The sequence below is a fragment of the uncultured Martelella sp. genome (assembly GCF_963677965.2).
GTDB lineage: Bacteria > Pseudomonadota > Alphaproteobacteria > Rhizobiales > Rhizobiaceae > Martelella > Martelella mangrovi.
This window is the reverse complement of record NZ_CAXXFM010000001.1, coordinates 67,359-92,118: the sequence shown is the minus strand read 5'-3', so window position 1 is coordinate 92,118 and position 24,760 is coordinate 67,359. Positions and strand designations below refer to the sequence as shown.

Here is a 24,760-nt window from a genome sequence, read left to right as displayed (position 1 = left end):
AAACTGGGGCCGGGCTTTCGCTCCGACCTTTTTTACCAATCCTGAGACTTGGCATTTGCAGTGAAGGCCGGATTAGCGCCTGCGCTGCAAAAACGCCCAGTTCCGGTGCCAATTCCGTCACACTATCCACGTTCAAGCGCGCCGTTCAATTGATTTGAAAGGCTGAACGTGAAAACGCTTATTGTGACGTGTCTGGCGGCCTGTGTCGCGCTGTCGGGCTGCACTTCCATGCTTGCGGCAAACAGTGAAGATGCCGCGATCGACCACTTCGTCAGCCCGCCCGAGGGCGAAACGGCCAAGGCCTCCGGTCCCGATGACCGGATGAAGCTGTCCTATGCTTCGGAAGAGACGCCCAACCTGGCATCCCGCGCTTTCGACATGGTCGTGAAGCTTGGAAACAACAAGGTTGATGTCTACCGGTATCGCGATCCCGAAACCGGCCGCAGCGCCTATTTCGATGCCAAGGGCTATCGGCTCGGGCAGTATCTTCTGCGCAACCCCGTGCCCGATGGGCGGCGCACCTCCGGCTTCGGCAATCGACGTCATCCCGTGCTCGGTTATTCGCGCATGCATGCCGGTGTCGACTGGGCCGCGCCCGTCGGCACGCCGATCTATGCCGCGGCTGACGGTGTGGTGAAATTTGCAGGCAAACATGGCGGCGACGGGCAGATGACCGTCATCGACCACGGTCATGGCTATGAGAGCGCCTACAGCCATCAAAGCCGGTTTGCCGACGGCATCAAGGTCGGTACGCGGGTTCATCAGGGCCAGGTGATCGGCTATGTCGGCAAGAGCGGTCTGGTGACCGGCCCGCACCTGCACTATGCGGTGTCCGTCAACGGGCGCAAGGTCAATCCGATGCAGGTCCATTTCATCCGCGAAGGGCGGCTTTCCGGCACGGCGCTGGCGAAATTTGAAAAGGCGGTCGCCGCCGACAGCAAAAAGGCGAATGCCGGGGCAGGCGTCTGAGGGGATCAGGCCTCACCGTCGGTTTTCCCAGGCTTTCGTTTTTTCTCGTCGGGACGGAATGTGTAGCCGGTCTCGACGGCGGAAAGGCCGTATTTTTCGCGCAGCGCGTCCATCGCCGTTTCGGCTGCCGCGCGGCGGGCCGCCTTCGGGTCGACAAGGTCGGGCGGGTCGGCAATGGCGGGATCGCAGAGTTCGCCAATGCCAATGCCGATCAGGCGGAATCTGGTGCCGTCGGCCTCGTTTTCCAGCAGTGACAGCCCGGTCGCGAAGATCCGGTCGGCAAGCTGGGTCGGGGCTTCCAGATGGCGGCTGCGGGTGCGGGTCTTGAAGTCGGCGGTCTTCAGCTTCAGCGTCACCGTGTGCCCGGCATGGCCCGCCGCCTTGGCGCGGCGCGCGGTCTTTTCGCTCAGGCGCCTGAGGTGCCCGGCAAGTGTCTCGAAATCGCTGATATCGGTGAAGAAGGTGGTTTCGTTGGAGACGCTCTTGGCAGCGCGTTCCGGCGTCACGCTGCGCGTGTCCTCGCCGCGTGCCAGATGATAGAGGCGCTGGCCGATCGTGCCGTAGCGGCGCAGCAGTTCGTTCTTTTCCATCTGCTGGAACTGGCCGATCGTGGTCAGGCCATCGCGCTTCAGCGTTTCGGTGAAAGCCTTGCCCACACCCCAGATCATGCCGACGGGCTTGTCGGCCAGAAACGACATGGCCTCTTTTTCACCGATGACGGAAAAGCCGCGCGGTTTCCGGAAATCCGACGCGATCTTGGCGAGGAACTTGCAATAGGAAAGCCCGATGGAAATCGTGATGCCGAGTTCGTTTTCGACGCGGATGGCAAAGCGGGCAAGCGTTTCGGCGGGCGTTGCCTTGTGTAGGCGCTCGGTGCCGGATAGGTCGAGGAAGGCTTCATCGATCGAAAGCGGTTCCACGAGCGGTGTCAGGTCATGCATCATCTGCCGCAACTGGCGGCCGACGGCTGAGTATTTTTCCATGTTCGGAGGGATGACGACGGCTTCGGGGCAGGCTTCCAGCGCCTTGAACATCGGCATCGCCGATTTCACGCCGCGAATGCGGGCAATATAACAGGCCGTGGAGACAACGCCGCGCTTGCCGCCGCCGATGATCACCGGCTTGTCGGCGAGCGAAGGATCGTCACGTTTTTCGATTGAGGCATAAAACGCGTCGCAGTCGATATGGGCGACCGAAAGCGTGAAAAGCTCTTCATGGCGCAACAGGCGCGGGCTGCCGCAGCGCGCGCAGCGCCGTGCGCTGCCCGAGGCCGGAGCGATGCAGTCGCGGCACAATCCGTTTGCCTGAGAAGTCATCTGGGCCATAGCGATCGGAACAAAGGTTGAACATGCTGAAATTAGTGCCGCCGGCCGGAGAGGGCAAGCACGGATTGCATGCTATCAACCATTGTCTGCAACATGACGGCGGATAATCGCCGCGGCATGGTCCCAGCCCGTTGCCACCACGGATGGCGGCATGGTCTTCGGCGCCAGCGCACGGTAATCGTCATTGATCAGCAGGTTGATCGTCAGCGCGTCCGGCAGGCATTCGCTCACTGAACGGCAATTATACAGCATGTCGTCCACGAAAATCAGCTGCGGCGGATGGGTCTTGCAGAGTGTCCGAAGGACCTCGCCCTTCGGTTTTTCCGAGGCAATCAGCGGGAATGCGAATCCGAATCGGGAAAGCAGCCGCCGGCGCTTTTCCAGATGGGTGGGCGGCATTGCCGTCAAAAGCAGGACATCGGCAATGTCTGTCAGGTCTTCGAGTGTTTCGCGCGCTGCGGCAAACGGCTTCTGCCAGTCCTCCTGCTGGTCGTAGAAGGCGGAAAGCAGTGATGCGACCCTGGCATTTTCCACCCGTCGCCCGTCGGCAAGCGAAATCACATTGCCGTTGAGGCTGAAGGTCTCCAGGTTGAGTGCATGGCCGTTGGCCCTCAGGAAGGCCTTGAAGGGTGCGACGAACTGCAGCACCACTTCATCCACATCGACGACGAGAAGCGGCCGCGCGCCGATATCGAGGTCTTCGCCGGTTTCGGCTGCAAGGCAGGTCATGGTTCGAAGCCATTGCCGTATTCGAGCTTCTGCCAGGCGCGCGACACCGTTTCAGGCGCGATGTCGTTGTCATTGCAGAAGGCCATCAGGGTCGGCTCATGTCCGGCGATGAAGCCGATCATGGCCCGTTCGAAGCCCGGATCCTCGGTGAGCGCGCGCAATTGACCGACTTCGACGCCCGACAGCGCGCAAAACCGGTTCAGCATGTCGGGATTGCCGGAAAGCCAGACCAGAATAGCGATGGCGAGTTCGTTATCCGGCGCAGTATTTTCCGATTCTTTTTGAAATTGTTTCAAGCGGATTTCCGTTTCTTAACCAAATCGCCCTAAACTCGGCTTTTGATGCGCTGATAGTGGCACCAGGGCGATTCTAACGCCTTGCCGGCGCGTTGCAAGCCGGTGCAAGGGGATAGCGCGAATGGCCAAGCAGGTTCTGATCGTCGAAGACAATGATTTGAATATGAAGCTTTTTCGTGATCTCGTTGAGGCGCAGGGCTATGAAGTGGTGGAAAGCCGGACCGGGGCGGATGCGTATGAACTTGCCCGTATCTTCAGGCCCGGTCTTATACTGATGGATATTCAATTGCCGGAACAGTCAGGTCTCGAAATCGCCCGGGCGCTGAAAGCGGACAGTGAACTTGCAAAAATCCCCGTCATTGCGGTCACGGCGTTTGCCATGCGTGGCGATGAGCAGCGCATCCGCGAGGCCGGCTGCGATGCGTATCTGTCGAAACCGGTTTCCGTGCCGAATTTCATCAAGACCGTGAAGGCCTATCTGGGTGATGCCTGAGGGGGCGAATTTGAATACCGCAACGCATGAAAGCATTGTCCTGATCGGCGGCGAGGGGGCTGTTGCCCAGACGCTGTCGGCAATGCTGAGCGGCTGGTCGGTTGGGTTCTTCCAGGCCGATTTTTCCGACAGCGACACAACGATGGCCGCCGTCGATGCCGCAAGCCTGATTCTGGTTGCCGTCGACGATGATGCACCGGGCCCGGCACTGGCATGCTGCGGCATTTTGAAAGAGAGTGATTCGGGGGTCAGCGCGCCCGTTGCCATCGTGACGCCGGAGCGGGCGGACGCGACCCTGCGGCTTGCGGCCCTGCGTGCCGGCGCCGATGATGTGATCGGGCTTGAGCATAATCTTGCCACCGCCGCCGCCAGGATTTCGGCGCTTTTGCGTTTCCATGCGCTGCAGGGGGAGGCGGGGGCGTTCGAACACGCCTTTTCAGCCCCGCGCGCGGCAGCCGTGCCGGATGAAACCGTGCGGGTTCTGGTTGTCGCCGAAGACGCTTCGATGCGCCAGGACCTGCTGAAAAGCATGCTGTCGCTGACGACGACCGTGGCGACCGGCGATCTGCGCGAAGCGCTCTATCTTGCGTCCAGCCAGCATTTCGACCTCGTGCTGGTGCATGGCGGGGCCGTACTTTCCGATGCGTTGCGGATCTGCGGACAATTGCGCTGCGTGCCCGGCATGCGGTTCGTGCCGCTGTTTGCGCTGTGCGAGCCCGGCGCGCTGCCCGACATTTCGGGAGAGGCGGCGCGCAGTGCGGATGATTGCATGACATGGCCGGGCGAAACCGGGGAACTGGTGTTGCGGGCGCTGCTGCATCTGCGCCGCAAGCGCTATGTGGAGGCACTGGGCGCGGTGGTCAGCGACTATTCCGAGGTGCCCGAAACGACCGAAAGCGACACCGGGCTTCTGGCCCCGGAGCGTTTTGCAACAACCCTGAACGCGCTGAAGCGTGAGGCCTCTTCGGTTGGAGAACCGCTCTATATGGGCGTGGTCAGGGTGCCGGAAGACCCCGCAGGTACACGCGCCGACGCGGTGGCCGCGCTGATCCGCTATCACCTGAGTGGTCGTGATGCCGCCAGTCGGGTGGAAGACGGGCTGTTCGCCATCCTCTATCCCGATCGTCACCGCGATGATGCTGAACAGGCCATCGCCACGCTGCGCCAGAGGCTTGATGCCAACCTGGCCGCATTGACGGGGGAGGGCGCCCGCGATGCGCTTCAGCCCGCAGCCGATATGGCGGAGCTTGCCATTCGCACCGCGCTGACGGAAGTAAACTGATTTCGGGGCAAGGATCGGCAAGTCGCATTGCCGTCTATTCTTGTTGCCGGCAGGGGCGCGGAAGACGCTTTTACAGGCTGAAATGAGCGGCGATATCGGGGCTGAAGCCGGCTTGGACGGTTTTGGTCCGGCGGTAAGGAAAGCCAGTAAATGCTTGTCCGTTAACCATAAAATGGACAGAATTTCGGTTGATAAGCAGAAATCGGTTGATTAATATTTGGGAGTGTTCAAGGTTGCTAACGCAGCCTTTGACGGTTGCCCCATGATGCTCAGGTCCGCCGCATCTCCTGAAATCGTGGGGTCGGTCGGCTGATCGTTGCCGGAGTTCCTCGTGCCCCGACCGTTCAGCCGACCGCTCTTCCCTTTCGCGTTCTTGTCGTGAGTTACAGCGTATCCGTCCGGGCCGGCGAAACGGTTCCTGATGATCCGCGCCGGCGCCGTTTTTTTCATGTTATACTTCATCCACGACGAAGTGCATGGCGTGTCCGTTCATGCAGTAGCGCAGGCCTGTGGGCGGCGGGCCGTCGGGGAAGACATGGCCGAGATGGCCGCCGCAGTTTGCGCAGCGGATTTCGGTGCGCACCATGCCGTGGCTGTCGTCACGCAGTTCGGTGACCACGCCGGGTTCGACCGGCTCGAAGAAACTCGGCCAGCCGCAGCCGGCATCGAACTTGGTGTCGGAGCGAAACAGGGCCGTTTCGCACCCCGCGCAAAAATAGGTTCCCGATTCGAAACTGTTCCAGAAGGGGCCGGTAAACGGTCGCTCCGTACCGTGCTCGCGCAAGATATGGTACTGTTCGGGCGTCAGTTCATCGCGCCATTGTGAATCTGTCAGCGTTTTTTTCTGTTTATTGCTCTGGGTCAATGTCGCACTCCGCTTTCTTTTGCCGTTTAATGGAATTGCCTGCAGTTCAAGTTGGGTTGCGACATGAAGAAAAGCAATGGTTTGTCGCGCCGGACGATGCCAAAGTGTTGAATTGCGCGAAACGTCATTTCGAAGGTGTGAAAAGCGTCGGCAACCCTTGAGCCGGTGCTTTTCTTGCCGTAACACGTATCTTTGATGCGCCTTTCGTCCGGCCTGTACGGCGTCGGCGTTGTGTATTGTTAGTTTTTGGGGATGCCATGACCGCCAGTGAAACGGCTCTTGTATTTTTGGCCTTGTGCTTGCCTTTTCTGGGCGCGGTCTTTTCTCCGATACTCTACCGGATATTCCATTCGAATGCGCCGTGGCTTCTGGCGCTTGTGCCGTTGTTTTCGCTGGTGCAATTCGTTCGCCTCATTCCGCAGGTTGCCGATGGTGCGGTGCTGACCGGTGGTTATGACTGGATACCAAGCCTGGGCTTGCGCTTTTCCTTCCTGCTTGACGGCCTTTCCCTGACATTCGCGATCCTGATCACCGGTATCGGCACCATGATCGTGCTGTATTCCGGCGGCTACATGAAAGGGCATCCGCAGCAGGCGCGGTTTGTGTCCTTCATGTTCATGTTCATGGGCGCGATGCTGGGCGTGGTGGTGTCGGACGGGCTGCTGATGCTGTTCGTCTTCTGGGAGCTGACCTCGATCACCTCGTTCCTGTTGATCGGCTTCGACAACGAGAAGGAAGCCTCGCGCCGCGCGGCGCTGCAGGCGCTGGTGGTGACCGGCGGCGGCGGGCTGCTGCTTTTGGCGGGTGTGCTGCTGATCCAGCATATCACCGGGGTCGCTTCGCTTTCCGAACTGTTGCAGTCCGGCAATGTGCTGCGTGAAAGTCCGCTTTATCTGGCAGCCTTCATTCTGGTGCTGGGTGGGGCCTTTACCAAATCCGCGCAGTTTCCGTTTCATTTCTGGCTTCCCAACGCCATGGAAGCGCCGACGCCGGTTTCGGCCTATCTACACTCGGCCACCATGGTGAAGGCCGGGGTTTACCTGCTGATGCGGCTCAACCCGGTCATGGGCGATACCGCTGCATGGACGACCGTGCTGCCGGTTTTCGGTGCCGCGACCCTGATCGTCGGCACGCTGCTGGCGATCCGCCAGACCGATCTGAAACTGATGCTGGCCTATACCACCGTCTCCTCGCTCGGTCTGATGGTGATGATGACCGGTATGGATATTCCCCATGCCGCCGAGGGCGCGGTGCTCTATCTGATTGCCCATTCGCTGTTCAAGGGCGGGCTGTTCATGGTGGCCGGCCTGATCGACCACGAGACCGGAACGCGCGACCTGACGAAACTCGGCGGACTGGCAAAGGTCATGCCGATCACGTTTGCCGCGGGTCTTGCCGGCGCGATCTCCATGGGTGGTCTGCCGCCCTTCGTCGGTTTCCTTGCCAAGGAAGGGATTTACGAGGCGCTTGCCGCCGGCAGTCTGTTTGCCACGATCATTCTGCTGATTGCGATTTTCGGCAATGCGCTGATGTTTGCCATCGGCTTCGGCGTCGGGCTGAAACCGTTCATCGGCGCCAAGACCGAAACACCGAAACATGCGCATGAGGGGCCGGTGCTGATGTGGCTCGGTCCGGTCGTGCTCGGGGCGACGGCGTTGCTTGCCGCCTTGTTCTCGCATTATTTCAACACCCATATTTCCGGTCCGATGGCAAGCGCGGTTGCCGGCGAGGCGGTGGAAATCCACCTGTCGCTGATCCCGCATATCGGGGTGCCGCTGGCGCTTTCCGTGCTCACCGTGGCGCTGGCGCTCGTCGTCTACTGGCAACTTGCCAGAGGACGTGCGGCAATGGCCGGTCTTCTTGTCCGGCTCGGCCCCGGTCCCGATTCCTGGTTCGACAGTTTCATGCGCGGCATTGTCCGTTTTTCGTTCCGGGTTACCCAGACCATTCAGCCCGGTCGCCTCGAATTCTACATCACGGCGACATTCTGCGTGATTGCGGCCGTTCTTCTGGTGTCGCTCGTTTCCTTCGGCGAACTGCCGCAATGGCCGGGCTTTCCCGACAGTTTCCGCCTCGGCCACTGGGTCATTCTGGGCCTTGCCGTCGTCGGGCTTGCAGCGGTGATCACCGCGCATAACCGCCTGACGGCAATCGTGACGCTGGGCATTCAGGGGTTCTGCGTGGCCGTTCTGTTCCTGCTGCTCGGAGCGCCGGATCTGTCGTTTACCCAGTTCATGGTCGAAACGCTTTCCGTCGTCATCCTCACCCTGGTCATGACGCGGCTGAACCTTGTGCCGTCCGACCATCGTGCGATCGGCCAGAAACTTTTCGACGGTTCCATTGCCGTTCTGTGCGGCCTCGGTTTCGCGCTGCTGTTGATGCGCGCCACCCAGGTGCCGTTCGATGATGCGCTGACGGTGTTCTTCAACACCTATTCGAAAGCCATTGCCCACGGGCACAACGTCGTCAATGTCATCATTGTCGACTTCCGCGGAACGGATACGCTGGGAGAGATCGCCGTGGTCATGATCACGGGTCTGGCCATTCTGGCGCTGATCCGCCTGCGTGCGGCAAAACCGAAGGCAACGCCCGCAGCAAAAGAGGAGCAGGCACAATGAACACGCTGATCTTCCGAACGGCCGCGCCGTTTCTCTCCGCGCTGATGATGCTGTTTTCGATCTTCGTGCTGTTGCGCGGGCATAATGCGCCCGGCGGCGGGTTCATCGGCGGGCTGATCGCGGCTTCGGCGATTGCGATCTTCGGGATTGCCTCGGGGGTTTCGGCGGTGCGCCGTGCGATCTTCTTCCATCCGATGTCGATTGCCGGTGCGGGCCTGCTGCTGTCGGCGCTTTCCGGGTTCATCTCGATCTTTGCCCATGTGCCGTTCATGACGGCGCACTGGATCTATCCGGTGATCTTCGGCGTCGAGGTGCCGATTTCCACGGTTACGACCTTTGATATCGGGGTTTATCTGGTCGTCTTCGGCTCGATTTCCTCCATCTTTCTGGCGCTTGAAGAAAAGGACCATGTCTGATGGAATTCGTGCTGTCCTGCCTTGTCGGCCTGTTCTTTACTGCGGCGATCTACCTGATGCTGTCGCGCCACAGCGTGCGCATCATGCTTGGCATCGCCATTCTCGGCAACGCCGTCAATCTGCTGATCTTCACCGCAGGTCGGATCACCGGCTTCGTGCCGCCGATCATCCCCGAGACCCTGGAAACGCTGCCCGCCGGCACGGCCAACCCGTTGCCGCAGGCGCTGATCCTGACGGCGATCGTGATTTCGTTTTCGTTCTTCGCCTTCCTTCTGGTTTTGACCTACCGCGCGTATCAGGATCTCGACACCGATGATACCGACGATATGCGGGCCGCGGAGCCCAAGGATCAGCCCATGCCGCCGCTTGGCTACTGAACAAGGATAAAAAGACTCCTCCCATGGCCGCTTCGTCCTCCGCCCACAATATCGATCTGTCGCTTGCGCTGACAATGGAACCGTCAACGCTGACGGATTGGCTGCCCATCCTGCCGGTTGCGCTCTGCATCACGGTCGGTGCGGTGCTGATGCTGATCCGCAAGCACACGGTCTGGCATCCGGTGATTGCCATTCCCGCCCTTGCCCTGCTCGTCGTGATCGACAGCCTGCTGGTTTATGCTGTTTCAACCGATGGCCCGATCACCATGGTGGCCGGCCGCTGGCTGCCGCCCTTTGGCATTGCCTTTTCGGCCGACCTGCTGGGCGGGCTGTTTGCACTTGCCGCCGCGATTGCGGGCCTTGCCGGCGCGATCTTCGCCGTCGGCGACATTCGCAACAGCGGGCGGCGATATGGTTTCTATCCGTTTTTGATGCTGTTGATGGCCGGTGTTTCCGGTGCGTTTCTGACCGGCGACATCTTCAACCTCTATGTCTGGTTCGAGGTTCTGCTGATTTCCTCCTTCGGTCTGCTCATTCTGGGCTCCACCCACGAGCAGCTTGACGGTGCGATGAAATATGCGGTGCTGAACCTGATCGGCACGACGCTGTTTCTGATTGCCGTTGCCTATCTCTACGGCGTGTTCGGCACGCTCAACATGGCCGATATCGCGCTGAAGGCGCGTGCAGCGCCCGCGCTGCCGACGGCCACCATCGGCGCGCTGTTCGTGCTCGCCTTCGGGATGAAAGCGGCAGCGTTTCCGGTCAATTTCTGGCTTCCGGCGTCCTATCATACGCCCAGAACCGTGGTTTCCGGCCTGTTCGGCGGGCTTTTGACCAAGGTTGGCGTCTATGCGCTGCTCAGGGTCATGGTGATGATCCTGCCGGCCGATCTTGCCAATCTGGGCGCACTCGTCGGCATCAGCGCATTCCTCACCATGGTGCTGGCCGGGCTCGGTGCCATTGCCCAGCATGATATCCGCCGCACTGTCGGTTACATCGTGATCGTCGGCATCGGCAATGTGTTTGCCGGTGTTGCCGTGGGCGGGGTCTCCGGCCTGGAGGGGGCGCTGGTCTATGCGCTTCATTCGATGATCCTGATGACGGCGCTCTATTTTGTCGTCGGTCTTGCCGGGAAACTGGCCGGCGGGTTCTCGCTGGTTGAAATCGGCGGGCTTTACCGCAGCAATCCGGCTTTCGCGGGCCTGAGCTTAGCGGCCTTCTTCGCCGCTGCCGGGCTTCCGCCGTTTTCCGGTTTCTGGCCGAAGGCGATCCTGGTGCGGGCAACGCTTGATGCCGGCCAGTGGTGGCTGGCGGCCGCCATTCTGTTTGCCGGGTTCTGCACCACGATTGCGCTCGGGCGCATTTTCCTCCTGGTCTATTGGCGTCCGGCAACGGAACCGCCTGCCGCCAAGGTGGCCCTGCCGCTGTCACAGAGCCTGCCGGTGATCGCGCTGATGGCGCTGGTGGTGGTCTTCGGGGTCTATCCCGAGCCGCTTCTGGCGATTGCCACACAGGCCGTTAACGGCATTATCTCGCCTGACGCCTATTTCATGTCGGTCTTTCCCGGGGGAGGGTACTAGATGACAATGCTGCTCCTGAACCTTGTTCTTGCGATCGTCTGGGTCGCGGTTACCGGCAGTGCATCGCTGCACAATCTGGTGTTCGGCTTCGTGATCGGTGCGATATCGTTGGCGCTCGTTCGCCATCAGGTCGGCGGGGCCGGGTATTTTTCCAGAGCCCGGCGCATCACGGCGCTGATACTGGCCTTTCTTTACGATCTTATGGCGTCGGCCTGGTCGGTCGCCAAACTGGTCTGCTCGCCGCGCATGGAGCTGAAGCCGGGTATCCTGCGCTTCGAACTGTCACTTGAAAGGGATTTTGAAATCGTTCTGCTGGCCAATATGATCACCCTGACCCCCGGCACGCTGACCGTGGATGTCTCCGACGACAAGAAATATCTCTTTATCCATGCCATCGACTGTTCCGATCCCGACGGTATTCGCCGCGACATTGCCAACGGGTTCGAGAGAAAGATCAGGGAGGCCTTTGCCTGATGACGCCTGATATGATCGTAGGAGTTGCCGCCGACATCGCAATTGCGATCCTGTCGCTGGCGCTTGTTCTCACCGCCTTTCGGGTGGTCAGGGGACCGACACTGCCGGACCGGGTTCTGGCGCTCGATATGCTGGTGGCCGTTGCCATGGGCTTTATCGTGATGATTGCGATCCGCACCGGTTTCACGCTTTATGTCGATATTGCCATTGCACTCGGTCTTGTCGGCTTTCTGGCAACCGTGGCCTTCGCCCGTTTCATCCGTTCCAGCGCCATGCGCGACGAGACGGAAACCGGATTTCAGGTCCGACCGCATCCGATGGCTTATGATGCGGGAAGCGCTGGTGAAGACGTGCCGGTGGTCTCTGCCGACGCCGCGAAGAAGGAGTAGTCCGCGATGGATTATGTTATTGCCGTTTTCGTTTCCGTGCTGATGCTCGGCGGTTCCATCTTCGCGTTGACCGCGGCAATCGGGATCGTGCGCCTGCCGGATCTCTACACGCGCATGCACGCAGCCTCGAAGACGGGCACGGTGGGGGCTGGCCTGATTTTTCTGGCCATCGGCGTGCACTCCGGCGATGTCGCGACCTTTGTGCGGGCGTTTGCGGGTATCGCATTTTTCGTGCTGACGGCGCCGATTTCGGCACACCTTCTGGCGCGGGCATCGCATCAGGTCGGTTACCCTCTCCACGAGAAAACCGTGCAGGATGACCTTCAGAGTTACGAAGAGGGATAGTTTTCCTAACTTGTCCGAAAAGAACTTGAAGTATAAGGCGAGGTGGGATGCGATAGTTCATCGTTCTCACCTTTTTTTTGAAACAAAAAGATACGATTTATCTGATTGTAACTTTACTTTTTTGTTTAGAATGGTATTTGCTTCCGGGAGCATGGGCGACAAGCTCTTGCCCGAATAGAAAATAATATCTGTCTCTGCGTTGATGCGGGTTTCGATCTTTCTTGTCTGTTTGATCGTTTCCTACTGGCCAAACGTGCATCCAGTTCCGTTTCTGTGCTTTCGGGTCCGGTCTTTGTTCCGGTCGGGGCAGTTTACGTGGAATTCGGCATCGGTTTGTGGCAGGCGCTCATACGAGAGACAAAAAAGAAGAGAATAGGAGTGAATGATGACAGAAGCTGTGGTCGACCAAGAGACCCAGAATCTTGTTGAGCTGACCGCCGATATTGTTGCGGCCTATGTCAGCAACCATGTTGTTCAGCCCACGGATTTGCCGAGCCTGATTCAGGAAGTGCATGCCGCATTGAACAATACGGCGCGCCCGCAGGCGAATGTTCAGGCTGCGGAAAAGCAGAAACCGGCTGTCTCGGTTCGCAAATCGATCAGCGGTGACCATCTGGTCTGCCTGGAATGCGGCGGTAACTTCAAATCGCTGAAGCGTCATCTGATGACCCATCACGAGCTGACGCCCGATGCCTACCGCGAAAAATGGGATCTGCCTGTCGACTATCCTATGGTGGCGCCTTCCTATGCGGAAGCCCGTTCGCGCCTCGCCAAGGAAATGGGACTCGGTCAGCGCCGCAAGGGCTGAGCCTCTCCCACCACTCCTTGCATAATGCCAGCCGCGAAAGCGGACTGGCATTTTTTTTGTTGAAAGCGCTGTCAGGCAATCCTTGTCAGACCGGTTGCCGTGCCGTTGTCAGCGCTGGCGCTCACCGAATACTCATATGATTTAATGCTCTCATTAAGTGTGTATTTACAAATTTACACGTAGATGGACGTGGTTGAAAGAAGTAGGAAAATAATCCTAAAATAGTTCGGGATAAGTCAATAAAAACAACCATAGGCTATCTAGAGGTGCCGCTTTCTGTCCCCACTATCTCGATAAGTGTGAGAATAAAATCCTATTCAAGCCGGGAGATGACATGAACGAACATAAAGCAGCGCCCACAGGGACAGCGCATTTTCATCAGTCCTTCGTCCATCAGGCCCCGCGCGCCACCACATGGTCTCTGGAACGCGCCGGTCAGATGGCCGACATTCGCAAGGCATGCCGTATTGTCCTGCTGATCACCAGGGAAATGGCGCAGGTTGCCGGAGATCGGGTAACGCTGAGAGCGGAGCGCCGTCGCTCGGTCTCCCATTTCCGGCAAATCGCAATGTATGTCTGCCACGTCTCGCTGCAGCTGTCGTTGAGCGAGATCGGCGCGGCATTCGGGCGTGATCGTACGACCGTTGCCTATTCCTGCCGTGTGATCGAGGACAGGCGCGATAATCGGGAATTCGATGAATTCGTGGCGTCGGTCGAGCGCCTTGCCTATTCCGTGGTCATGGCCGAGGTGCGGGAAAATGGCTGAGAGGGATAGAGGACGAGGAGCTGCAAAAACATTGCGCACAGGTGAGAAGACGCCGCTTGAGACCCTGGCCCGCCTGAAGGCGCGCGATGGTTCTTCCTTTCTGCCGCCTGCCGCGCATGACGCCGGCGAGCGTCTGCTGTCGGATTTTATGCGGGCGCAGATGCAGCCAAAGATAACGGCCTCGCTGCAGCCGCGCCTTGAAAGTCGGGGCCCCGGGCTGAGGCAGGACGGTGCGGTATTTTCCGACACCGCGATGGATGCGCGGCGCCATGTCGCCCGGGCGTTGAAGGCCGTCGGTCCCGAACTGGCCGATGTGATCCTCGATTTCGTGTGCTTCGAGAAAGGGCTGGAGCAGATGGAGCGGGAGCGGCAATGGCCGGTGCGTTCGGCAAAGCTGATGGTGCGCACCGCCCTGATGGCGCTCGCGCGCCACTATGCACCGCGCCATCGCCGGGTGTCCCACCACTGGGGCGAGGAGGGGTATCGTCCCGATATTTCGGCCATGTTTGCCGATGAGTAAGCCTCAGGCCGCCAGTGCTCCGGCGGCTGTCTGCCGGATTTTCGTCACCATGGCATTGAGACCGTTGGTGCGCTGGGCGGAGAGGTGGTCGACAAGGCCGATGCGGCGGAAGGTTTCGATGGCATCCGTGGCGGCAATCTCCGAGGCTTTCCGGCCGGAATAAACGGTCAGAACGATCGAAACGAGACCGCGCACGATGAAGGCGTCCGAATCGCCGCGAAACCGCATCACCGGATCGTCTCCCGCTTCTTCCTCGCTGACGAGCCAGACCTGGCTGGCGCATCCATGCACGCGGTTTTCCTCGTTCTTTTCAGCATCGGGCAGGTCCGGCAGTTCCTTGCCGAGTTCGATCACGTATCGATAGCGGTCTTCCCAGTCTTCCAGAAAGGAAAAATCGTCGATGATCTGGTCGAGTTTCTCATTCATGAGGCGCCTCTTTTCTGTCGCTGCGCTTCATATAGTCCGATGCAGTCCTGATTGAAACGGCAGCGCCGGTGTTTGCCCGGGGAAGATGGTGTCAGCGCGGGCGCGGCGTGGGCAGCGGCACGTTTTCCGGCAGGCCGGAAATCCGCACCGGTTCGGTGGCGGTTGACGGCTGCCGGTCTTGCGGTGCGATCGCGCCGGTGCGGATAAAGTCCGTCTGCGTGGAAGGCTCTTCTGCCATGCGGTCGGAGACTGTGGTGCCGGCTGGCGCAACATCGGCGGGTCGGGTGGTTTTGCTGGCGGCCGGGGCGGGGGCTTCGGGCTTTTCCTCTGCCGTGTCGGAAAACTGTGCATCGAGATAGAGATAGACGATTTCCGCCCCCTGGCGGGCCCGGTTGCCGAGGAAGCCGAGGAGACCGGCGCCGTCGTCGCAGACGTCCGGCCGCTCATCGCACATGCCGCTCATGTAATCGATCGTGCCGCGGGCGGCAGACACGGCCCCGCCGATATCGCTGCTATTCGGCAGGGCGGAATGATGGCGTCCCGAATTGCTGCCCAGCAGAACGGGCGCGAAGAACGGCACGATCAGCAGCAGCAGAAAAATCATGAATGCCGATTTCAGCAGAAATCTCATTGTTTCCTTGCCCGTTCGTCGGTTTCGGTAGTGCATGTCCGGGCGGCCACGCGTTCATACTCTATTATAGGAGGGTAAATGAGCCGCTAAAAGGTCCGGCCCTGATCGTCGTCATGCAATGAACGGGCTTGCGTTTCCATTCTGGCTTGAAAGAAAGGTGATGGAATACAGAATGTTACGGAGAATTTTATAGAACGGAAAGGTTGCATGCTGTGACGAAGCATTAACCATGTTGCATGTTTTTGCCGTGTCGATCCGTTTTTGTTGTCTGGCCGCAGGCCTTGCCTTCCATTACCCTTCGTTAAGCCGAACCGGCTAACTTGGCGCCGATCCGACAGGGGGCGACGTTGGCTGCGGCTGACGCCAGGACGCGATATGAAGAGTGAAGATGAATGGCAAAGGCAAGGAAAAAGCAGAGCAGGCGCGGCAAGAAGACGCCGTCCATCCTGAGGCGTAGTTGTGTTTCAATCGGGGGATTTGTCGCCCGCCACCCGTCCTGGGTTGGGGGACCGCTGGCCTTCGGCGTCGTTCTGAGTTTCGTTTCCGCCAATGCGCTCTGGTACCAGCCGGGGCCGCATCCCGAACCGCTGATGAAAACCCGGCAACCGTCCGATCCCTATGCCGTTCCCGGACGGCGGATGGCGCGTGAAGAGAATTTCGAAACCTTCCGGATCGAGCTGGAAAATGGCGATGACGACCGCGCGGTCGAAGTTGCCGCACTTGACCGTTCCGACGGCGGTGACGATCTGATGGCGATCCTGCAATCCGTCGAGCAAGCGCCTCCCAAACCGGCACCTTCGGTTAGAGCACCCAAGCCGCGCGAGACGGTTGCCGTCGATGACCATGCCATTATCCGTCAGGTTCAGGAACGTCTTGCAGCGGCCGGCTATTACGAGGGCAAGCCCGACGGTGTTACGGGGCCGCTGACGGAAGCGGCTGTGCGTGCCTTTCAGGCCGATCAGGGGATTGCCGAGACCGGTGTTGCCGATGAAGGCCTGCTGGCCCTCCTGAAAAGCAGCGATACCGGCTTGCCGCCGGTGCCGACGCGGCGGGCGGAGGTGGCGGCCGGTGTGCAAACTGACAATCCGACGGGCAGCATTTCGGCTTCGGCGTCTGTGGCCGATCCGATGGTGGTGGAAATACAGCGTGGTCTGGTGAATATCGCCTATGACGACGTCACGGTTGACGGCGTTGCCGGTGCCAACACCCGTGCAGCAATCCTGCAGTTCCAGAAGCACTACCGTCTGCCGGAAACCGGCGAGCCGAGCGTGGCCGTGCGTGACAAGCTGGCGGAAATCGGCGCGCTCTGACGGCCGCATGTCCGACTTCTCCTTGAACAGGATACCGGGCCATGCGCCTTAAATCGGATATCTTCGTATCGGCGCTGGTGCGCCGGGTGTTTTCCAGCGGCGATTTTGCCGTTGTGGAGCGCAAGGGCGCGGCCGATGCCGGCGCGATCGCGATCCGGCAGGTGATGCGGGATGGCCGCGAATGCCTGTTCATGCCTGCGCCGCAGTTTTTTACGGCAGAAAGCGCCGAAGACCGGCTTTTCGAAAAACGGCTGGACCGGGCCACGCCTGACGAGGTGGAAGGCAAGCTGGAAAAGGAAGTCCGGTTTGACAGCGATCTCTGGGTCGTGGTGCTGGAGACCGAAACGGTCGAGGGGCTGTTCGCCGTTGCCGGTGAGGATGAGTGAGCCGTCCTGAAGGTCAGGCAGAGCGGCGGGTCTGACGCCGCGGGGCGTTTTCGCTGGCAGCTTTTTCCTCTTCGGCGCGCCTGTTCTGCCACGCCAGCAATTCCTCGATACAGGCGGTCGGCTGCAGGCCGTCGACGAGTTTTTCCGCCGCATCTTCATTGTTCTGTCTGTCGCCGGCAAGGTCGGGCGCGATGCGCGGGAGCACGTAGGTCGTGTCATCCTTCGTCATGCCGAGCGCGATGAGCGCGACACCGAGACGCCGGCCGCTCGCCTCGGCCAGGACTTCGGCGGCAAGCACGCGGTCGCCGCCAAGGGCGCGGGCAAATGTTTCGAGAAACAGCGTGCCTTCGCCACGGCGGGCAAAACGGACGAGCAGTGCGGTCTGCAGCTCCGAAAGCGTTGAAAGGCCAAGCCTGTCTTCGGCCGCGCTGCCCGCTTTCGCCGCCATTGCCTTCAGCGTCTGGCGCAAGACCTCGCTTTCATCGCGCGAACCGGTGCGGACATCGAAATTGCCTTCCGGGACTTCATCATCTTGCGGGCGGTGGCAGCCGATCAGCGCCTGAATGACCTTTTGCGACAGGTCGGCGCGGTGGATGATGGCGCGGATGTGCTCCTCGCTCATGGTTTCGATCAGCACTGTCAGGGTTTCGTCGGAAATTGCCGGCGAACGGGCCAGGAAAGGCGCCGAGATGGCGATTTCCTGCCTGCCGATATAGTGGCAGATCTCCTGCGGGACATCGGGATGGCCGGAAAGGGCGGCCACCGCCTGGCGCCGGGCTTCGGGTGTCGATGCCTCATAGACCGGGGGGAACAGTTCGACAAAGCGGCGGCGTTCGGCAGCACTTGGTTTTTCAAGCGCTCCGAAACTCGAGACCGTTGCCATCAGCACGACATCGAGCTTGCGCGTATTCTTCAGCCCTTCAAGTTCCCGGTAACGATCGACCAAGGCCGTACTCCCCGACGAGACCATCGGCAGCTTATCCGCCGGATGATGTCATTCTTCTCTGCCACACCGGGATGTCGAAAAAACGGCAGTCGTATTCTCGCCCGACGCATAGATGTCTTCAATCTGACAAGAGGTTAAGGGGAAAACGTTAGAAAGATGTTAACCATAGGCGATTGTCGGCATTGACCGGCGGCACGGCTAGAGTCCTTCAGGTCTAAATGGAAGCGTTCTGCGGCAAGGAATTTGCGCCAGGACCAAGGGCTTTGGCGCAGGGCATAGCCCTAGCTATGTCCAAGTCGAAGACCGCCGGTAATGGCGCAAATTCATGCCGCCCTTCGGGTTTGCCGAAACCGGCCATCCACTTTGTCGAAGCCCTTCGCCATAGCTATGGCTATGCCGCGCGGGCTTCTTCGCGTGGAATGACCGGTTTGGGCAAACAGAACTGCTTCCATTTAGACCTGAAGGACTCTAAACTCGCCGCCGGTCGGACCGGGTCAGATCGCCAGATATTCCTCGCGCAGTTCGACATTGTCGAGCACATCTTGGGCGCTGCCGGAAAAGACGACCTCGCCGGTATCCATGATCACCGCGCGGTCGGACAGTCTGAGGGCGGCAACGGCGTTCTGTTCGACGATGATGGTGGTGATGCCGAGATCGCGGATCTGGCCGACGATCTTCTCGATTTCCTGGACGATCACCGGAGCGAGCCCTTCGTAAGGTTCGTCCAGAAACAGGATCTTGATCTTGCGGGCCAGCGCGCGGGCGACCGCCAGCATCTGCTGTTCGCCGCCGGAAAGGGTGACGGCTTCCTGATTGCGGCGTTCGGCAAGGCGGGGAAAGCGATCATAGATTTCCTCGACCGACCAGCCCTTATCGCCGGCGACCTGGGCCAGCGTCAGGTTTTCCTCCACCGAAAGCCCGCCGATGATCCGCCGGTCTTCCGGCACAAGCTGGACGCCGGCGCGTGCGGCCTGAAAGGCGCGCTTGTTGTGCAGCGGCTCGCCATCAAGCCAGATTTCGCCCTGGCTGAGGGTCGGGCTATCGAGGCGGGCAAGTGTTCGAAGCGTCGTGGTCTTGCCGGCACCATTGCGGCCGAGAAGCGAAAGCACCTCGCCCTTCCTGATGTCGAAGGACACGCCCTGCACGATATAGCTTTCGCCATACCAGGCATGAATGTCGCGCACCGACAGAAAGGCATCATTGACTGTTTCCGACACGTTGACCTGCTCCCCGGCGAAATTGCGTTTTTCCATGGCCATGTTCATTCGTGAGCCTCCCCGAGATAGGCTTCCCGGACCTTCGGATTGCCACGGACCTCATCGGGAGAACCTTCGGCGATGATGCGGCCCTGGGCAAGAACCGAGATCTTGTCGGCAAGCGAAAACACGACATGCATGTCATGTTCGATGATCACCTTGGTCATGCCGCGGGCCTTGATGCGCTGCAACAGCTCGATGGTCATGTTGGTGTCGTGGCGCGCCATGCCGGCTGTCGGCTCGTCGAGCAGCAGCAGTTTCGGTTTCTGGATTAGACACATGGCCAGTTCCAGCCGGCGCTTGTCGCCGCGCGACAGCGAGCCGGCCTCATGATGGCGGCGGGCGGAAAGGCCGATATCCTCGAGCATGAATTCCGCCTCGTCGCGAATTTCCTTCTCGCCGGAAAGCGCCCTGACGGCGTTCAGCCGGAAAGCGCCGTCGCGCCGGGCGAATGCCGGGATCATGACGTTTTCGATCAGCGTCAGGTCCGGGAAGATTTCCGGGGTCTGGAACACGCGCGATACACCCATCTGGTTGATTTCGTGCGGTTCGTGCCGGTCGAGCGTCTGTCCGTCGAAGATCACATGGCCGTGGCTTGGCTTGATGCGGCCGATGCAGACATTGAGCAGGGTCGACTTGCCCGCGCCGTTCGGGCCGATAATGGCGTGGACCTTGCCGCTTTCGACCTCGAGGTCAACGTCGGAGAGGGCGCGCAGGCCTCCGAAGCTCTTGTGAACATCGGCAACGTGCAAAACGATATTCTTCTCTGCCATGGTTCTACTCCGCGGGCTGGATTTTTGCGGCCGACTGCGCCTTGCGACCGCCGCCACCGCCAAAGAAGCGGACACGCAGGCGTTTGGCGCCTTCCATGATGCCGCCGGGCAGGAAGATGACGATCGCCATGAAGATGAGACCAAGCGTCAGGTGCCAGCCATCGCCGACGAACAGCGACAACAGCCCGACAAGCGGCGTCTCGATCACGTCGGGCAGGGCCGACAGCGCGCCGTGCAGCGCGGCATCGTTGAACGAGGAAAAGATGTTTTCGAAATATTTGATCACGACGGCGCCGATGACCGGGCCGAGCAGCGTGCCGACACCGCCGAGAATGGTCATCAGCACCACCTCGCCGGAGGCCGTCCACTGCATGCGTTCGGCACCGGCCAGCGGATCGGTGACGGCCATCAGCGCGCCGGCAAGACCTGCGAACATGCCGGAGATGATGAAGGCGGAGCGCAGATAGGGGCGGGTGTTGAAGCCGGTATACATCATCCGGTTCTGGTTGGACTTCACCGCCTTCAGCATCATGCCGAAGGGCGAGCGGAAAATCCTGAGCGTGATGAAGAAGCAGACCAGAAGGGCGATGGCACAGAAGTAAAACCCGGCATAGCCCTGAAGCTCGATCCCGAAGAAATCGGGTGAGGGCAGGCCTTCGCCGGGTGTCAGAAACATATGGTCGATGATGCGCGGGTCGTTTTGCGACAGTTGCAGGCCGGTTTCGCCGTTGGTGATCGGGGTCAGCACAGAATAGGCGAGATTGTAGCTCATCTGTGCGAAGGCGAGCGTGAGGATCGAGAAATAGATGCCGGAGCGGCGCAGACTGACATAGCCGATAAGGGCGGCAAACAGGCCCGAACAGATCATGGCGAAGATGATCGCCGGAATGGCGTTCATGGTGAAAAGCTTGAACGACCAGACGGCGGCATAGGAGCCGACGCCGAGAAAGGCGGCGTGACCGAAGGAAAGATAGCCCGTCAGCCCGAACAGGATGTTGAAGCCGATGGCGAAAATCCCGAAGATCGCGAATTTCTGCAGCAGGGCCGGATAGGCGGCTCCCAGCGGCATGAACAGGATCGGCGCCAGAAGCACGATCACCGAAAACACGATGAACAGCAGCCAGTCGTTGCGCGAAAGATTGGCAAACATTCGGTTAGTCCTCCATCACGCCACGGCGGCCCATGAGCCCGCGCGGCATGGTCAAGAGAATGATGACGGCAACGAGGTAGATGATCACCTGGTCGATACCGGGAATGATGGATTTGACCTCGTTCATCGAGGCGAAGGATTGCAGGATGCCGAGCGTGAAGCCGGCAACGATGGCGCCGGGCAGGGAACCCATGCCTCCGACCACGACGACGACGAAGCTCAGCACCAGGAAATCCATGCCGAGATGATAGTTCGGCGGCAGGATCGGCGTGTACATCACACCCGCAAGTCCTGCGACGACGGCGGCGATGCCGAAGACGACGGTGAAGCGCTTCTCGATGTCGATGCCGAGAAGGCCGACGGTCTCGCGGTCGCGCATGCCGGCGCGCACGACCATGCCGTAGGTGGTGAATTGCAGGAAGGCAAAGACCGCGCCGATGACCAGTGCTGCAAACAGGAAGTAGATCAGCCGCCACCAGGGATAGACGATGAAGGCATCGGCCATGCCGAACCAGGCTGCGATATTGGCGGTGCCGGCAAAGGCGTCGGGGGCGGCCTGCGGCACGGGATTGGCGCCGTAGATCTTCTTGATGATCTCCTGCAGCACGATGGCCAGCCCGAAGGTCACCAGAATCTGGTCGGCGTGGGGACGTTTGTAGAAAAAGCGGATCAGCCCGCGTTCCATGACAAGCCCGATGATGAGCATGACCGGAATTGCCAGCAGGATCGAGAGCGGAACCGACCAGTTGATCATGGCTGCGCCGAAATCACCGAAGGCGTATTCCATGTAGGGCACGGGGCGCGGCGCAAACAGGGCGCCTTCCGCCTTGGGCGGCTGGACCGGCCATGTCAGAAGGGCATTGAAGGTGACGGCGCAAAACGCACCGAGCATGAACAGCGCGCCATGGGCGAAATTGACCACGCCGAGCGTGCCGAAGACCAGCGTCAGGCCAAGGGCGATCAGCGAATAGGCTGCGCCCTTGTCGAGGCCGTTCAGAAACTGAATGATGATGGCGTCCATTGACCGCGTTTCCACTGTTGCCGGAAGGGCCGGGCGCTATTGTTACGCCCGGCCGAAAATGCAGCGATCGTTTCAGATCAGCAGGTCTTGGCCGTATCCGGGCCGAGCTCGCCGCCGAAGATCGACGGGTCGTATTCGACATCGGCACGCGGCACGACCTTGACGACTTCCAGAAGGTCGAATTCGCTTTGCGGATCGGGATTGCCGCGCACCACCAGCACATCCTTCATGCACTGGTGATCGGCGGCGCGGTAAAGGGTCGGGCCGTTGCCCATGCCATCGAACTCGAAACCTTCCAGCGCCTTGATGACTTCCGGTGCGAAGAAGGTGCCGGCGCGTTCCACGGCATCGGCATAAAGCAGGGCCTGGACATAGCAGGTGTGGGCGGCCTGGGACGGCGGGAAGCCGTATTCCGCGCCGAAGGATTTGACGAAAGCCTGGCTGCCGTCATCATCGAGCGACCAGTTCCAGTTGGCCGAGCCGAGAATGTTTTCAGCGGCCGCGCCTGCGCCCTGCGCCATCAGGCGGGAGAACAGCGGCACGACGATCTCGAAATTCTTGCCGTTGACCTGCTTGTCCTTCAGACCGAACTGCACGGCCTGGGTCAGGGAATTGACCATGTCGCCGCCGTAATGGTTGAGGATCAGCACGTCTGCGCCGGAATTCAGCACCGGGGTGATATACTGTGAGAAATCGCCGGCGCCGACCGGCGTCTTGACGGTCTGGACGGTTTCCCAGCCGAGACCTTCCGTCGCGTTCTTGATCGATTCCTCCTGGGTCCAGCCCCAGGTGTAGTCGGCGGTCAGGTGATAGGCGCGGCGGTCGGAACCGTATTCCTGCTGGAGTACGGGCGCGAGTGCCTCGCCCGACTGATAGGCGTTGAAGAAGTGACGGAAACCGTAGCGGCGCTTGTCCTTGCCGGTGGTGTCGTTGGAGTGGGTGAGACCGGCCATGAAGATCACGCCCATGTCCTGGCAAAGGCTCTGGACGGCGACAGCCACGCCCGAAGATGAGCCGCCGGTGATCATCACCGCGCCTTCCTTCTCGATCATGCGCTTGGCGCTGTCGCGGGCGGCATCGGATTTGGTCTGTGTGTCGCCGGTGACGTAGTTGACCTTCTTGCCGAGAATGCCGTTGCCCTTGAGCGCCTTGGAGGAGAAGGTGGCCAGCATGCCGCCGTCGCCTTCCCCGTTCAGATGCTTGGCGGCAAGCTGCAGCGCCTTCATTTCATCCGCCCCCTCATCGGCGTAAGGCCCGGTCTGCGGCACGTTGAAGCCGAGGGTGACGGTGCTGCCGGTCGGCATGTTGCAGGACATGTCCTGCGCATAGGCTCCGCGCATGAAGTGCATCGGTGCGGCCAGCGTCACACCGGCAGCCGCACCCGCGCGCAGCAGGCTGCGTCGGTTGATGATAAATTTTGACATCGGACTCCTCCCAAGTCGTCAGAGATGACTGCACGCTCCTCAGGGTGCAGCGGCGCTTTCCTCCAAAGCGCATGGAAGACAGTAACAAGCGGTCAAATTGTCGCAATTGAGCGAAAGTGATAAGACCTTGGTCGAAGGCAGCGCCGGCTTACCTTCGGCATATGCGCCGATGGCGGGTTGAACCGCGGGACAGGCCGTCGCATATAGCGGCCTTCAACATGAAGGTGATCCGGATATGGTCGACAAGGCACAGGAACAGCAACCGTTCTGGCGGACAAAGCGGCTCGATCAGATGAACAACCGCGAATGGGAGAGCCTGTGCGACGGTTGCGGGCTGTGCTGTCTCAACAAGCTGGAGGACTGGGAAACCGGCGAGATTGCCTATACCTCGGTTGCCTGTCGCCTGCTCGACGGCCACAGCTGTCAGTGTTCGGACTATCCGGAGCGCTGGAAAACGGTGCCGGAATGCATTCAGCTCGACCTTGCGGGCGTTGAGGAAATCCCCTGGCTGCCGCCGACCTGCGCCTATCGGCTCGTGCATGAAGGCCATGACCTTTACTGGTGGCACTATCTCGTTTCCGGCGATCGCGAAACCGTGCATCAGGCGGGCATTTCCGCGCGCGACCGGACGGTCAGCGAGATGGAGGTGCCGGTGGAGGATTATGAGGACTACATCATCGAATGGCCGGCGCTGACGGGCGAGAAGACCGGCTGATTGGTTCCAATTCCGGTTTGTCCCTGCGCGCTTGATCCAGCGCAAGGCAGGGCTAAGGACGGGTTTTATGTATTCATCCTCGTAAGTATGAATATAAAGGAATCCTCCCATGGCTACCGACTACGTTCAGATGACCGTCGATGTTTCGAAGCAGACCGCCGTGCTTCGCAAGGACATAACCGAAACGATGAGCGGGTTTTCGGCAATGGCGGGCGCAGCCTGCAAGGCGAATGCACTTGATGCCAAGACCAAGGAATATATCGCGCTCGGCATGGCGGTGGCGCTGCGCTGCGAGCCCTGCATCGCCTTTCATGCCAAGGCGCTGGTCAAGCTTGGCGTGACCCGGGCGGAATATGAGGAAGTGCTGGGGGTCGCCGTCTATATGGGCGGCGGACCGTCGCTGATGTATTCCGCACACGCGATGGAAGCCTTCGACCAGTTCTCGGCAAAATGAGAAAAAAATCTCATAA

General features: G+C 60.2%; 29 protein-coding genes. 17 read left to right on the top strand and 12 right to left on the bottom strand.

Features of this window, described 5'->3' with window-relative positions; all coding sequences use genetic code 11:
* Positions 1 to 168: 168 nt before the first annotated feature.
* A complete protein-coding gene (locus ACHZCU_RS00455) occupies positions 169 to 969 on the top strand; it encodes a M23 family metallopeptidase (protein ID WP_319517207.1) in 801 nt (266 codons plus the stop codon).
* A gap of 5 nt (positions 970 to 974) precedes the next feature.
* Here the strand turns inward: ACHZCU_RS00455 and ACHZCU_RS00450 are convergent, their stop codons facing one another.
* The 3 genes from ACHZCU_RS00450 to ACHZCU_RS00440 form a co-directional block, all read right to left on the bottom strand.
* A complete protein-coding gene (locus tag ACHZCU_RS00450; RefSeq protein WP_394705995.1) occupies positions 975 to 2,285 on the bottom strand; it encodes a DNA polymerase IV in 1,311 nt (436 codons plus the stop codon).
* Positions 2,286 to 2,369: 84 nt separating this feature from the next.
* Positions 2,370 to 3,023, bottom strand: coding sequence for a hypothetical protein (locus ACHZCU_RS00445; protein ID WP_319517205.1), 654 nt, complete (start codon positions 3,021 to 3,023; stop codon positions 2,370 to 2,372).
* Entirely contained in the window at positions 3,020 to 3,319 is a 300-nt protein-coding gene (locus ACHZCU_RS00440; protein ID WP_106305141.1) for a DUF3572 domain-containing protein, read from the bottom strand. Before ACHZCU_RS00440 ends, ACHZCU_RS00445 begins: the two co-directional genes overlap by 4 nt.
* A 121-nt stretch (positions 3,320 to 3,440) precedes the next feature.
* On the opposite strand from ACHZCU_RS00440, the gene ACHZCU_RS00435 reads away from it, so the two are divergent.
* Both ACHZCU_RS00435 and ACHZCU_RS00430 read left to right on the top strand, forming a co-directional pair.
* Positions 3,441 to 3,812 carry a response regulator gene (locus tag ACHZCU_RS00435; RefSeq protein WP_319517204.1) on the top strand — a complete coding sequence of 124 codons (372 nt, stop codon included), beginning with the start codon at positions 3,441 to 3,443 and terminating at the stop codon, positions 3,810 to 3,812.
* 10 nt (positions 3,813 to 3,822) lie between these two features.
* Entirely contained in the window at positions 3,823 to 5,094 is a 1,272-nt protein-coding gene (locus ACHZCU_RS00430) for a hypothetical protein (protein WP_146132264.1), read from the top strand.
* 451 nt (positions 5,095 to 5,545) lie between these two features.
* Here the strand turns inward: ACHZCU_RS00430 and msrB are convergent, their stop codons facing one another.
* Positions 5,546 to 5,959 (bottom strand): peptide-methionine (R)-S-oxide reductase MsrB, encoded by a 414-nt coding sequence (gene msrB, locus ACHZCU_RS00425; RefSeq protein WP_106305132.1) that lies wholly within the window; start codon positions 5,957 to 5,959, stop codon positions 5,546 to 5,548.
* A gap of 257 nt (positions 5,960 to 6,216) precedes the next feature.
* On the opposite strand from msrB, the gene ACHZCU_RS00420 reads away from it, so the two are divergent.
* The 10 genes from ACHZCU_RS00420 to ACHZCU_RS00375 all read left to right on the top strand — a co-directional run bounded on the left by ACHZCU_RS00420 (position 6,217) and on the right by ACHZCU_RS00375 (position 14,252).
* A complete protein-coding gene (locus tag ACHZCU_RS00420; protein WP_319517203.1) occupies positions 6,217 to 8,577 on the top strand; it encodes a putative monovalent cation/H+ antiporter subunit A in 2,361 nt (786 codons plus the stop codon).
* Positions 8,574 to 8,993: a Na(+)/H(+) antiporter subunit B gene (locus tag ACHZCU_RS00415; RefSeq protein ID WP_319517202.1), complete on the top strand. Its 420-nt coding sequence runs from the start codon at positions 8,574 to 8,576 to the stop codon at positions 8,991 to 8,993. Before ACHZCU_RS00420 ends, ACHZCU_RS00415 begins: the two co-directional genes overlap by 4 nt.
* Complete coding sequence (locus ACHZCU_RS00410) at positions 8,993 to 9,370, top strand: Na+/H+ antiporter subunit C (RefSeq protein ID WP_106305124.1); 378 nt, start codon at positions 8,993 to 8,995, stop codon at positions 9,368 to 9,370. Before ACHZCU_RS00415 ends, ACHZCU_RS00410 begins: the two co-directional genes overlap by 1 nt.
* Before the next feature lie 23 nt (positions 9,371 to 9,393).
* On the top strand, positions 9,394 to 10,950 hold the full coding sequence (locus ACHZCU_RS00405) for a Na+/H+ antiporter subunit D (RefSeq protein WP_319517201.1): 1,557 nt from the start codon (positions 9,394 to 9,396) through the stop codon (positions 10,948 to 10,950).
* Entirely contained in the window at positions 10,951 to 11,424 is a 474-nt protein-coding gene (locus ACHZCU_RS00400; RefSeq protein WP_106305118.1) for a Na+/H+ antiporter subunit E, read from the top strand.
* The gene (locus ACHZCU_RS00395) at positions 11,424 to 11,813 is read left to right on the top strand and encodes a cation:proton antiporter (protein ID WP_319517200.1); all 390 of its coding nucleotides are present in this window, start codon (positions 11,424 to 11,426) and stop codon (positions 11,811 to 11,813) included. The genes ACHZCU_RS00400 and ACHZCU_RS00395 overlap by 1 nt, the downstream gene beginning before the upstream one ends.
* A 6-nt stretch (positions 11,814 to 11,819) precedes the next feature.
* On the top strand, positions 11,820 to 12,158 hold the full coding sequence (gene mnhG / locus ACHZCU_RS00390; protein ID WP_319517199.1) for a monovalent cation/H(+) antiporter subunit G: 339 nt from the start codon (positions 11,820 to 11,822) through the stop codon (positions 12,156 to 12,158).
* 385 nt (positions 12,159 to 12,543) lie between these two features.
* Positions 12,544 to 12,966 (top strand): MucR family transcriptional regulator, encoded by a 423-nt coding sequence (locus tag ACHZCU_RS00385; RefSeq protein ID WP_106305261.1) that lies wholly within the window; start codon positions 12,544 to 12,546, stop codon positions 12,964 to 12,966.
* 334 nt (positions 12,967 to 13,300) lie between these two features.
* Complete coding sequence (locus tag ACHZCU_RS00380) at positions 13,301 to 13,732, top strand: helix-turn-helix domain-containing protein (RefSeq protein ID WP_227023618.1); 432 nt, start codon at positions 13,301 to 13,303, stop codon at positions 13,730 to 13,732.
* Positions 13,733 to 13,763: 31 nt separating this feature from the next.
* Complete coding sequence (locus ACHZCU_RS00375; RefSeq protein WP_319517198.1) at positions 13,764 to 14,252, top strand: DUF6456 domain-containing protein; 489 nt, start codon at positions 13,764 to 13,766, stop codon at positions 14,250 to 14,252.
* Positions 14,253 to 14,255: 3 nt separating this feature from the next.
* Here the strand turns inward: ACHZCU_RS00375 and ACHZCU_RS00370 are convergent, their stop codons facing one another.
* Positions 14,256 to 14,678 (bottom strand): SufE family protein, encoded by a 423-nt coding sequence (locus tag ACHZCU_RS00370; RefSeq protein ID WP_319517197.1) that lies wholly within the window; start codon positions 14,676 to 14,678, stop codon positions 14,256 to 14,258.
* Positions 14,679 to 14,769: 91 nt separating this feature from the next.
* A complete protein-coding gene (locus ACHZCU_RS00365; RefSeq protein WP_319517196.1) occupies positions 14,770 to 15,309 on the bottom strand; it encodes a DUF5330 domain-containing protein in 540 nt (179 codons plus the stop codon).
* A 392-nt stretch (positions 15,310 to 15,701) separates the two neighbouring features.
* Here ACHZCU_RS00365 and ACHZCU_RS00360 point away from each other — a divergent pair, with 392 nt between their 5' ends.
* Positions 15,702 to 16,619 (top strand): peptidoglycan-binding domain-containing protein, encoded by a 918-nt coding sequence (locus ACHZCU_RS00360; RefSeq protein WP_319517195.1) that lies wholly within the window; start codon positions 15,702 to 15,704, stop codon positions 16,617 to 16,619.
* Positions 16,620 to 16,660: 41 nt separating this feature from the next.
* Entirely contained in the window at positions 16,661 to 17,005 is a 345-nt protein-coding gene (locus tag ACHZCU_RS00355; RefSeq protein WP_319517194.1) for a DUF1491 family protein, read from the top strand.
* A 13-nt stretch (positions 17,006 to 17,018) separates the two neighbouring features.
* On the opposite strand, the gene ACHZCU_RS00350 is transcribed toward ACHZCU_RS00355, so the two are convergent.
* From ACHZCU_RS00350 to ACHZCU_RS00325, 6 genes are all read right to left on the bottom strand, one after another.
* The gene (locus ACHZCU_RS00350; RefSeq protein WP_319517193.1) at positions 17,019 to 17,951 is read right to left on the bottom strand and encodes a hypothetical protein; all 933 of its coding nucleotides are present in this window, start codon (positions 17,949 to 17,951) and stop codon (positions 17,019 to 17,021) included.
* A gap of 494 nt (positions 17,952 to 18,445) precedes the next feature.
* On the bottom strand, positions 18,446 to 19,204 hold the full coding sequence (locus tag ACHZCU_RS00345; RefSeq protein ID WP_319519721.1) for an ABC transporter ATP-binding protein: 759 nt from the start codon (positions 19,202 to 19,204) through the stop codon (positions 18,446 to 18,448).
* A gap of 8 nt (positions 19,205 to 19,212) precedes the next feature.
* Positions 19,213 to 19,980: an ABC transporter ATP-binding protein gene (locus ACHZCU_RS00340; protein ID WP_106305088.1), complete on the bottom strand. Its 768-nt coding sequence runs from the start codon at positions 19,978 to 19,980 to the stop codon at positions 19,213 to 19,215.
* Between the two features lie 4 nt (positions 19,981 to 19,984).
* Positions 19,985 to 21,130, bottom strand: a complete 1,146-nt coding sequence (locus ACHZCU_RS00335) for a branched-chain amino acid ABC transporter permease (RefSeq protein ID WP_319517192.1) — start codon at positions 21,128 to 21,130, stop codon at positions 19,985 to 19,987.
* 4 nt (positions 21,131 to 21,134) lie between these two features.
* Positions 21,135 to 22,151, bottom strand: a complete 1,017-nt coding sequence (locus ACHZCU_RS00330) for a branched-chain amino acid ABC transporter permease (protein WP_106305082.1) — start codon at positions 22,149 to 22,151, stop codon at positions 21,135 to 21,137.
* Between the two features lie 77 nt (positions 22,152 to 22,228).
* Positions 22,229 to 23,575 carry a substrate-binding protein gene (locus ACHZCU_RS00325; protein ID WP_319517191.1) on the bottom strand — a complete coding sequence of 449 codons (1,347 nt, stop codon included), beginning with the start codon at positions 23,573 to 23,575 and terminating at the stop codon, positions 22,229 to 22,231.
* A 235-nt stretch (positions 23,576 to 23,810) separates the two neighbouring features.
* Here ACHZCU_RS00325 and ACHZCU_RS00320 point away from each other — a divergent pair, with 235 nt between their 5' ends.
* Positions 23,811 to 24,290, top strand: coding sequence for a YcgN family cysteine cluster protein (locus tag ACHZCU_RS00320; protein ID WP_319517190.1), 480 nt, complete (start codon positions 23,811 to 23,813; stop codon positions 24,288 to 24,290).
* A gap of 109 nt (positions 24,291 to 24,399) precedes the next feature.
* Complete coding sequence (locus tag ACHZCU_RS00315; protein ID WP_106305073.1) at positions 24,400 to 24,744, top strand: carboxymuconolactone decarboxylase family protein; 345 nt, start codon at positions 24,400 to 24,402, stop codon at positions 24,742 to 24,744.
* Positions 24,745 to 24,760: the final 16 nt, after the last annotated feature.

Bases quoted from the DNA above. Each gene is read 5' to 3' on its own strand.
- ACHZCU_RS00435 (WP_319517204.1), top strand. From the start codon at position 3,441: ATGGCCAAGCAGGTTCTGATCGTCGAAGACAATGATTTGAATATGAAG.
- ACHZCU_RS00340 (WP_106305088.1), bottom strand. From the start codon at position 19,980: ATGGCAGAGAAGAATATCGTTTTGCACGTTGCCGATGTTCACAAGAGC.
- ACHZCU_RS00315 (WP_106305073.1), top strand. From the start codon at position 24,400: ATGGCTACCGACTACGTTCAGATGACCGTCGATGTTTCGAAGCAGACC.
- ACHZCU_RS00325 (WP_319517191.1), bottom strand. From the start codon at position 23,575: ATGTCAAAATTTATCATCAACCGACGCAGCCTGCTGCGCGCGGGTGCG.
- ACHZCU_RS00355 (WP_319517194.1), top strand. From the start codon at position 16,661: ATGCGCCTTAAATCGGATATCTTCGTATCGGCGCTGGTGCGCCGGGTG.
- ACHZCU_RS00385 (WP_106305261.1), top strand. From the start codon at position 12,544: ATGACAGAAGCTGTGGTCGACCAAGAGACCCAGAATCTTGTTGAGCTG.
- ACHZCU_RS00445 (WP_319517205.1), bottom strand. From the start codon at position 3,023: ATGACCTGCCTTGCAGCCGAAACCGGCGAAGACCTCGATATCGGCGCG.
- ACHZCU_RS00330 (WP_106305082.1), bottom strand. From the start codon at position 22,151: ATGGACGCCATCATCATTCAGTTTCTGAACGGCCTCGACAAGGGCGCA.
- mnhG (WP_319517199.1), top strand. From the start codon at position 11,820: ATGGATTATGTTATTGCCGTTTTCGTTTCCGTGCTGATGCTCGGCGGT.
- ACHZCU_RS00405 (WP_319517201.1), top strand. From the start codon at position 9,394: ATGGCCGCTTCGTCCTCCGCCCACAATATCGATCTGTCGCTTGCGCTG.
- ACHZCU_RS00345 (WP_319519721.1), bottom strand. From the start codon at position 19,204: ATGGAAAAACGCAATTTCGCCGGGGAGCAGGTCAACGTGTCGGAAACA.
- ACHZCU_RS00370 (WP_319517197.1), bottom strand. From the start codon at position 14,678: ATGAATGAGAAACTCGACCAGATCATCGACGATTTTTCCTTTCTGGAA.
- ACHZCU_RS00415 (WP_319517202.1), top strand. From the start codon at position 8,574: ATGAACACGCTGATCTTCCGAACGGCCGCGCCGTTTCTCTCCGCGCTG.
- ACHZCU_RS00335 (WP_319517192.1), bottom strand. From the start codon at position 21,130: ATGTTTGCCAATCTTTCGCGCAACGACTGGCTGCTGTTCATCGTGTTT.
- ACHZCU_RS00395 (WP_319517200.1), top strand. From the start codon at position 11,424: ATGACGCCTGATATGATCGTAGGAGTTGCCGCCGACATCGCAATTGCG.
- ACHZCU_RS00365 (WP_319517196.1), bottom strand. From the start codon at position 15,309: ATGAGATTTCTGCTGAAATCGGCATTCATGATTTTTCTGCTGCTGCTG.
- ACHZCU_RS00410 (WP_106305124.1), top strand. From the start codon at position 8,993: ATGGAATTCGTGCTGTCCTGCCTTGTCGGCCTGTTCTTTACTGCGGCG.
- ACHZCU_RS00380 (WP_227023618.1), top strand. From the start codon at position 13,301: ATGAACGAACATAAAGCAGCGCCCACAGGGACAGCGCATTTTCATCAG.
- ACHZCU_RS00360 (WP_319517195.1), top strand. From the start codon at position 15,702: ATGGCAAAGGCAAGGAAAAAGCAGAGCAGGCGCGGCAAGAAGACGCCG.
- ACHZCU_RS00450 (WP_394705995.1), bottom strand. From the start codon at position 2,285: ATGACTTCTCAGGCAAACGGATTGTGCCGCGACTGCATCGCTCCGGCC.
- ACHZCU_RS00320 (WP_319517190.1), top strand. From the start codon at position 23,811: ATGGTCGACAAGGCACAGGAACAGCAACCGTTCTGGCGGACAAAGCGG.
- ACHZCU_RS00400 (WP_106305118.1), top strand. From the start codon at position 10,951: ATGACAATGCTGCTCCTGAACCTTGTTCTTGCGATCGTCTGGGTCGCG.
- ACHZCU_RS00420 (WP_319517203.1), top strand. From the start codon at position 6,217: ATGACCGCCAGTGAAACGGCTCTTGTATTTTTGGCCTTGTGCTTGCCT.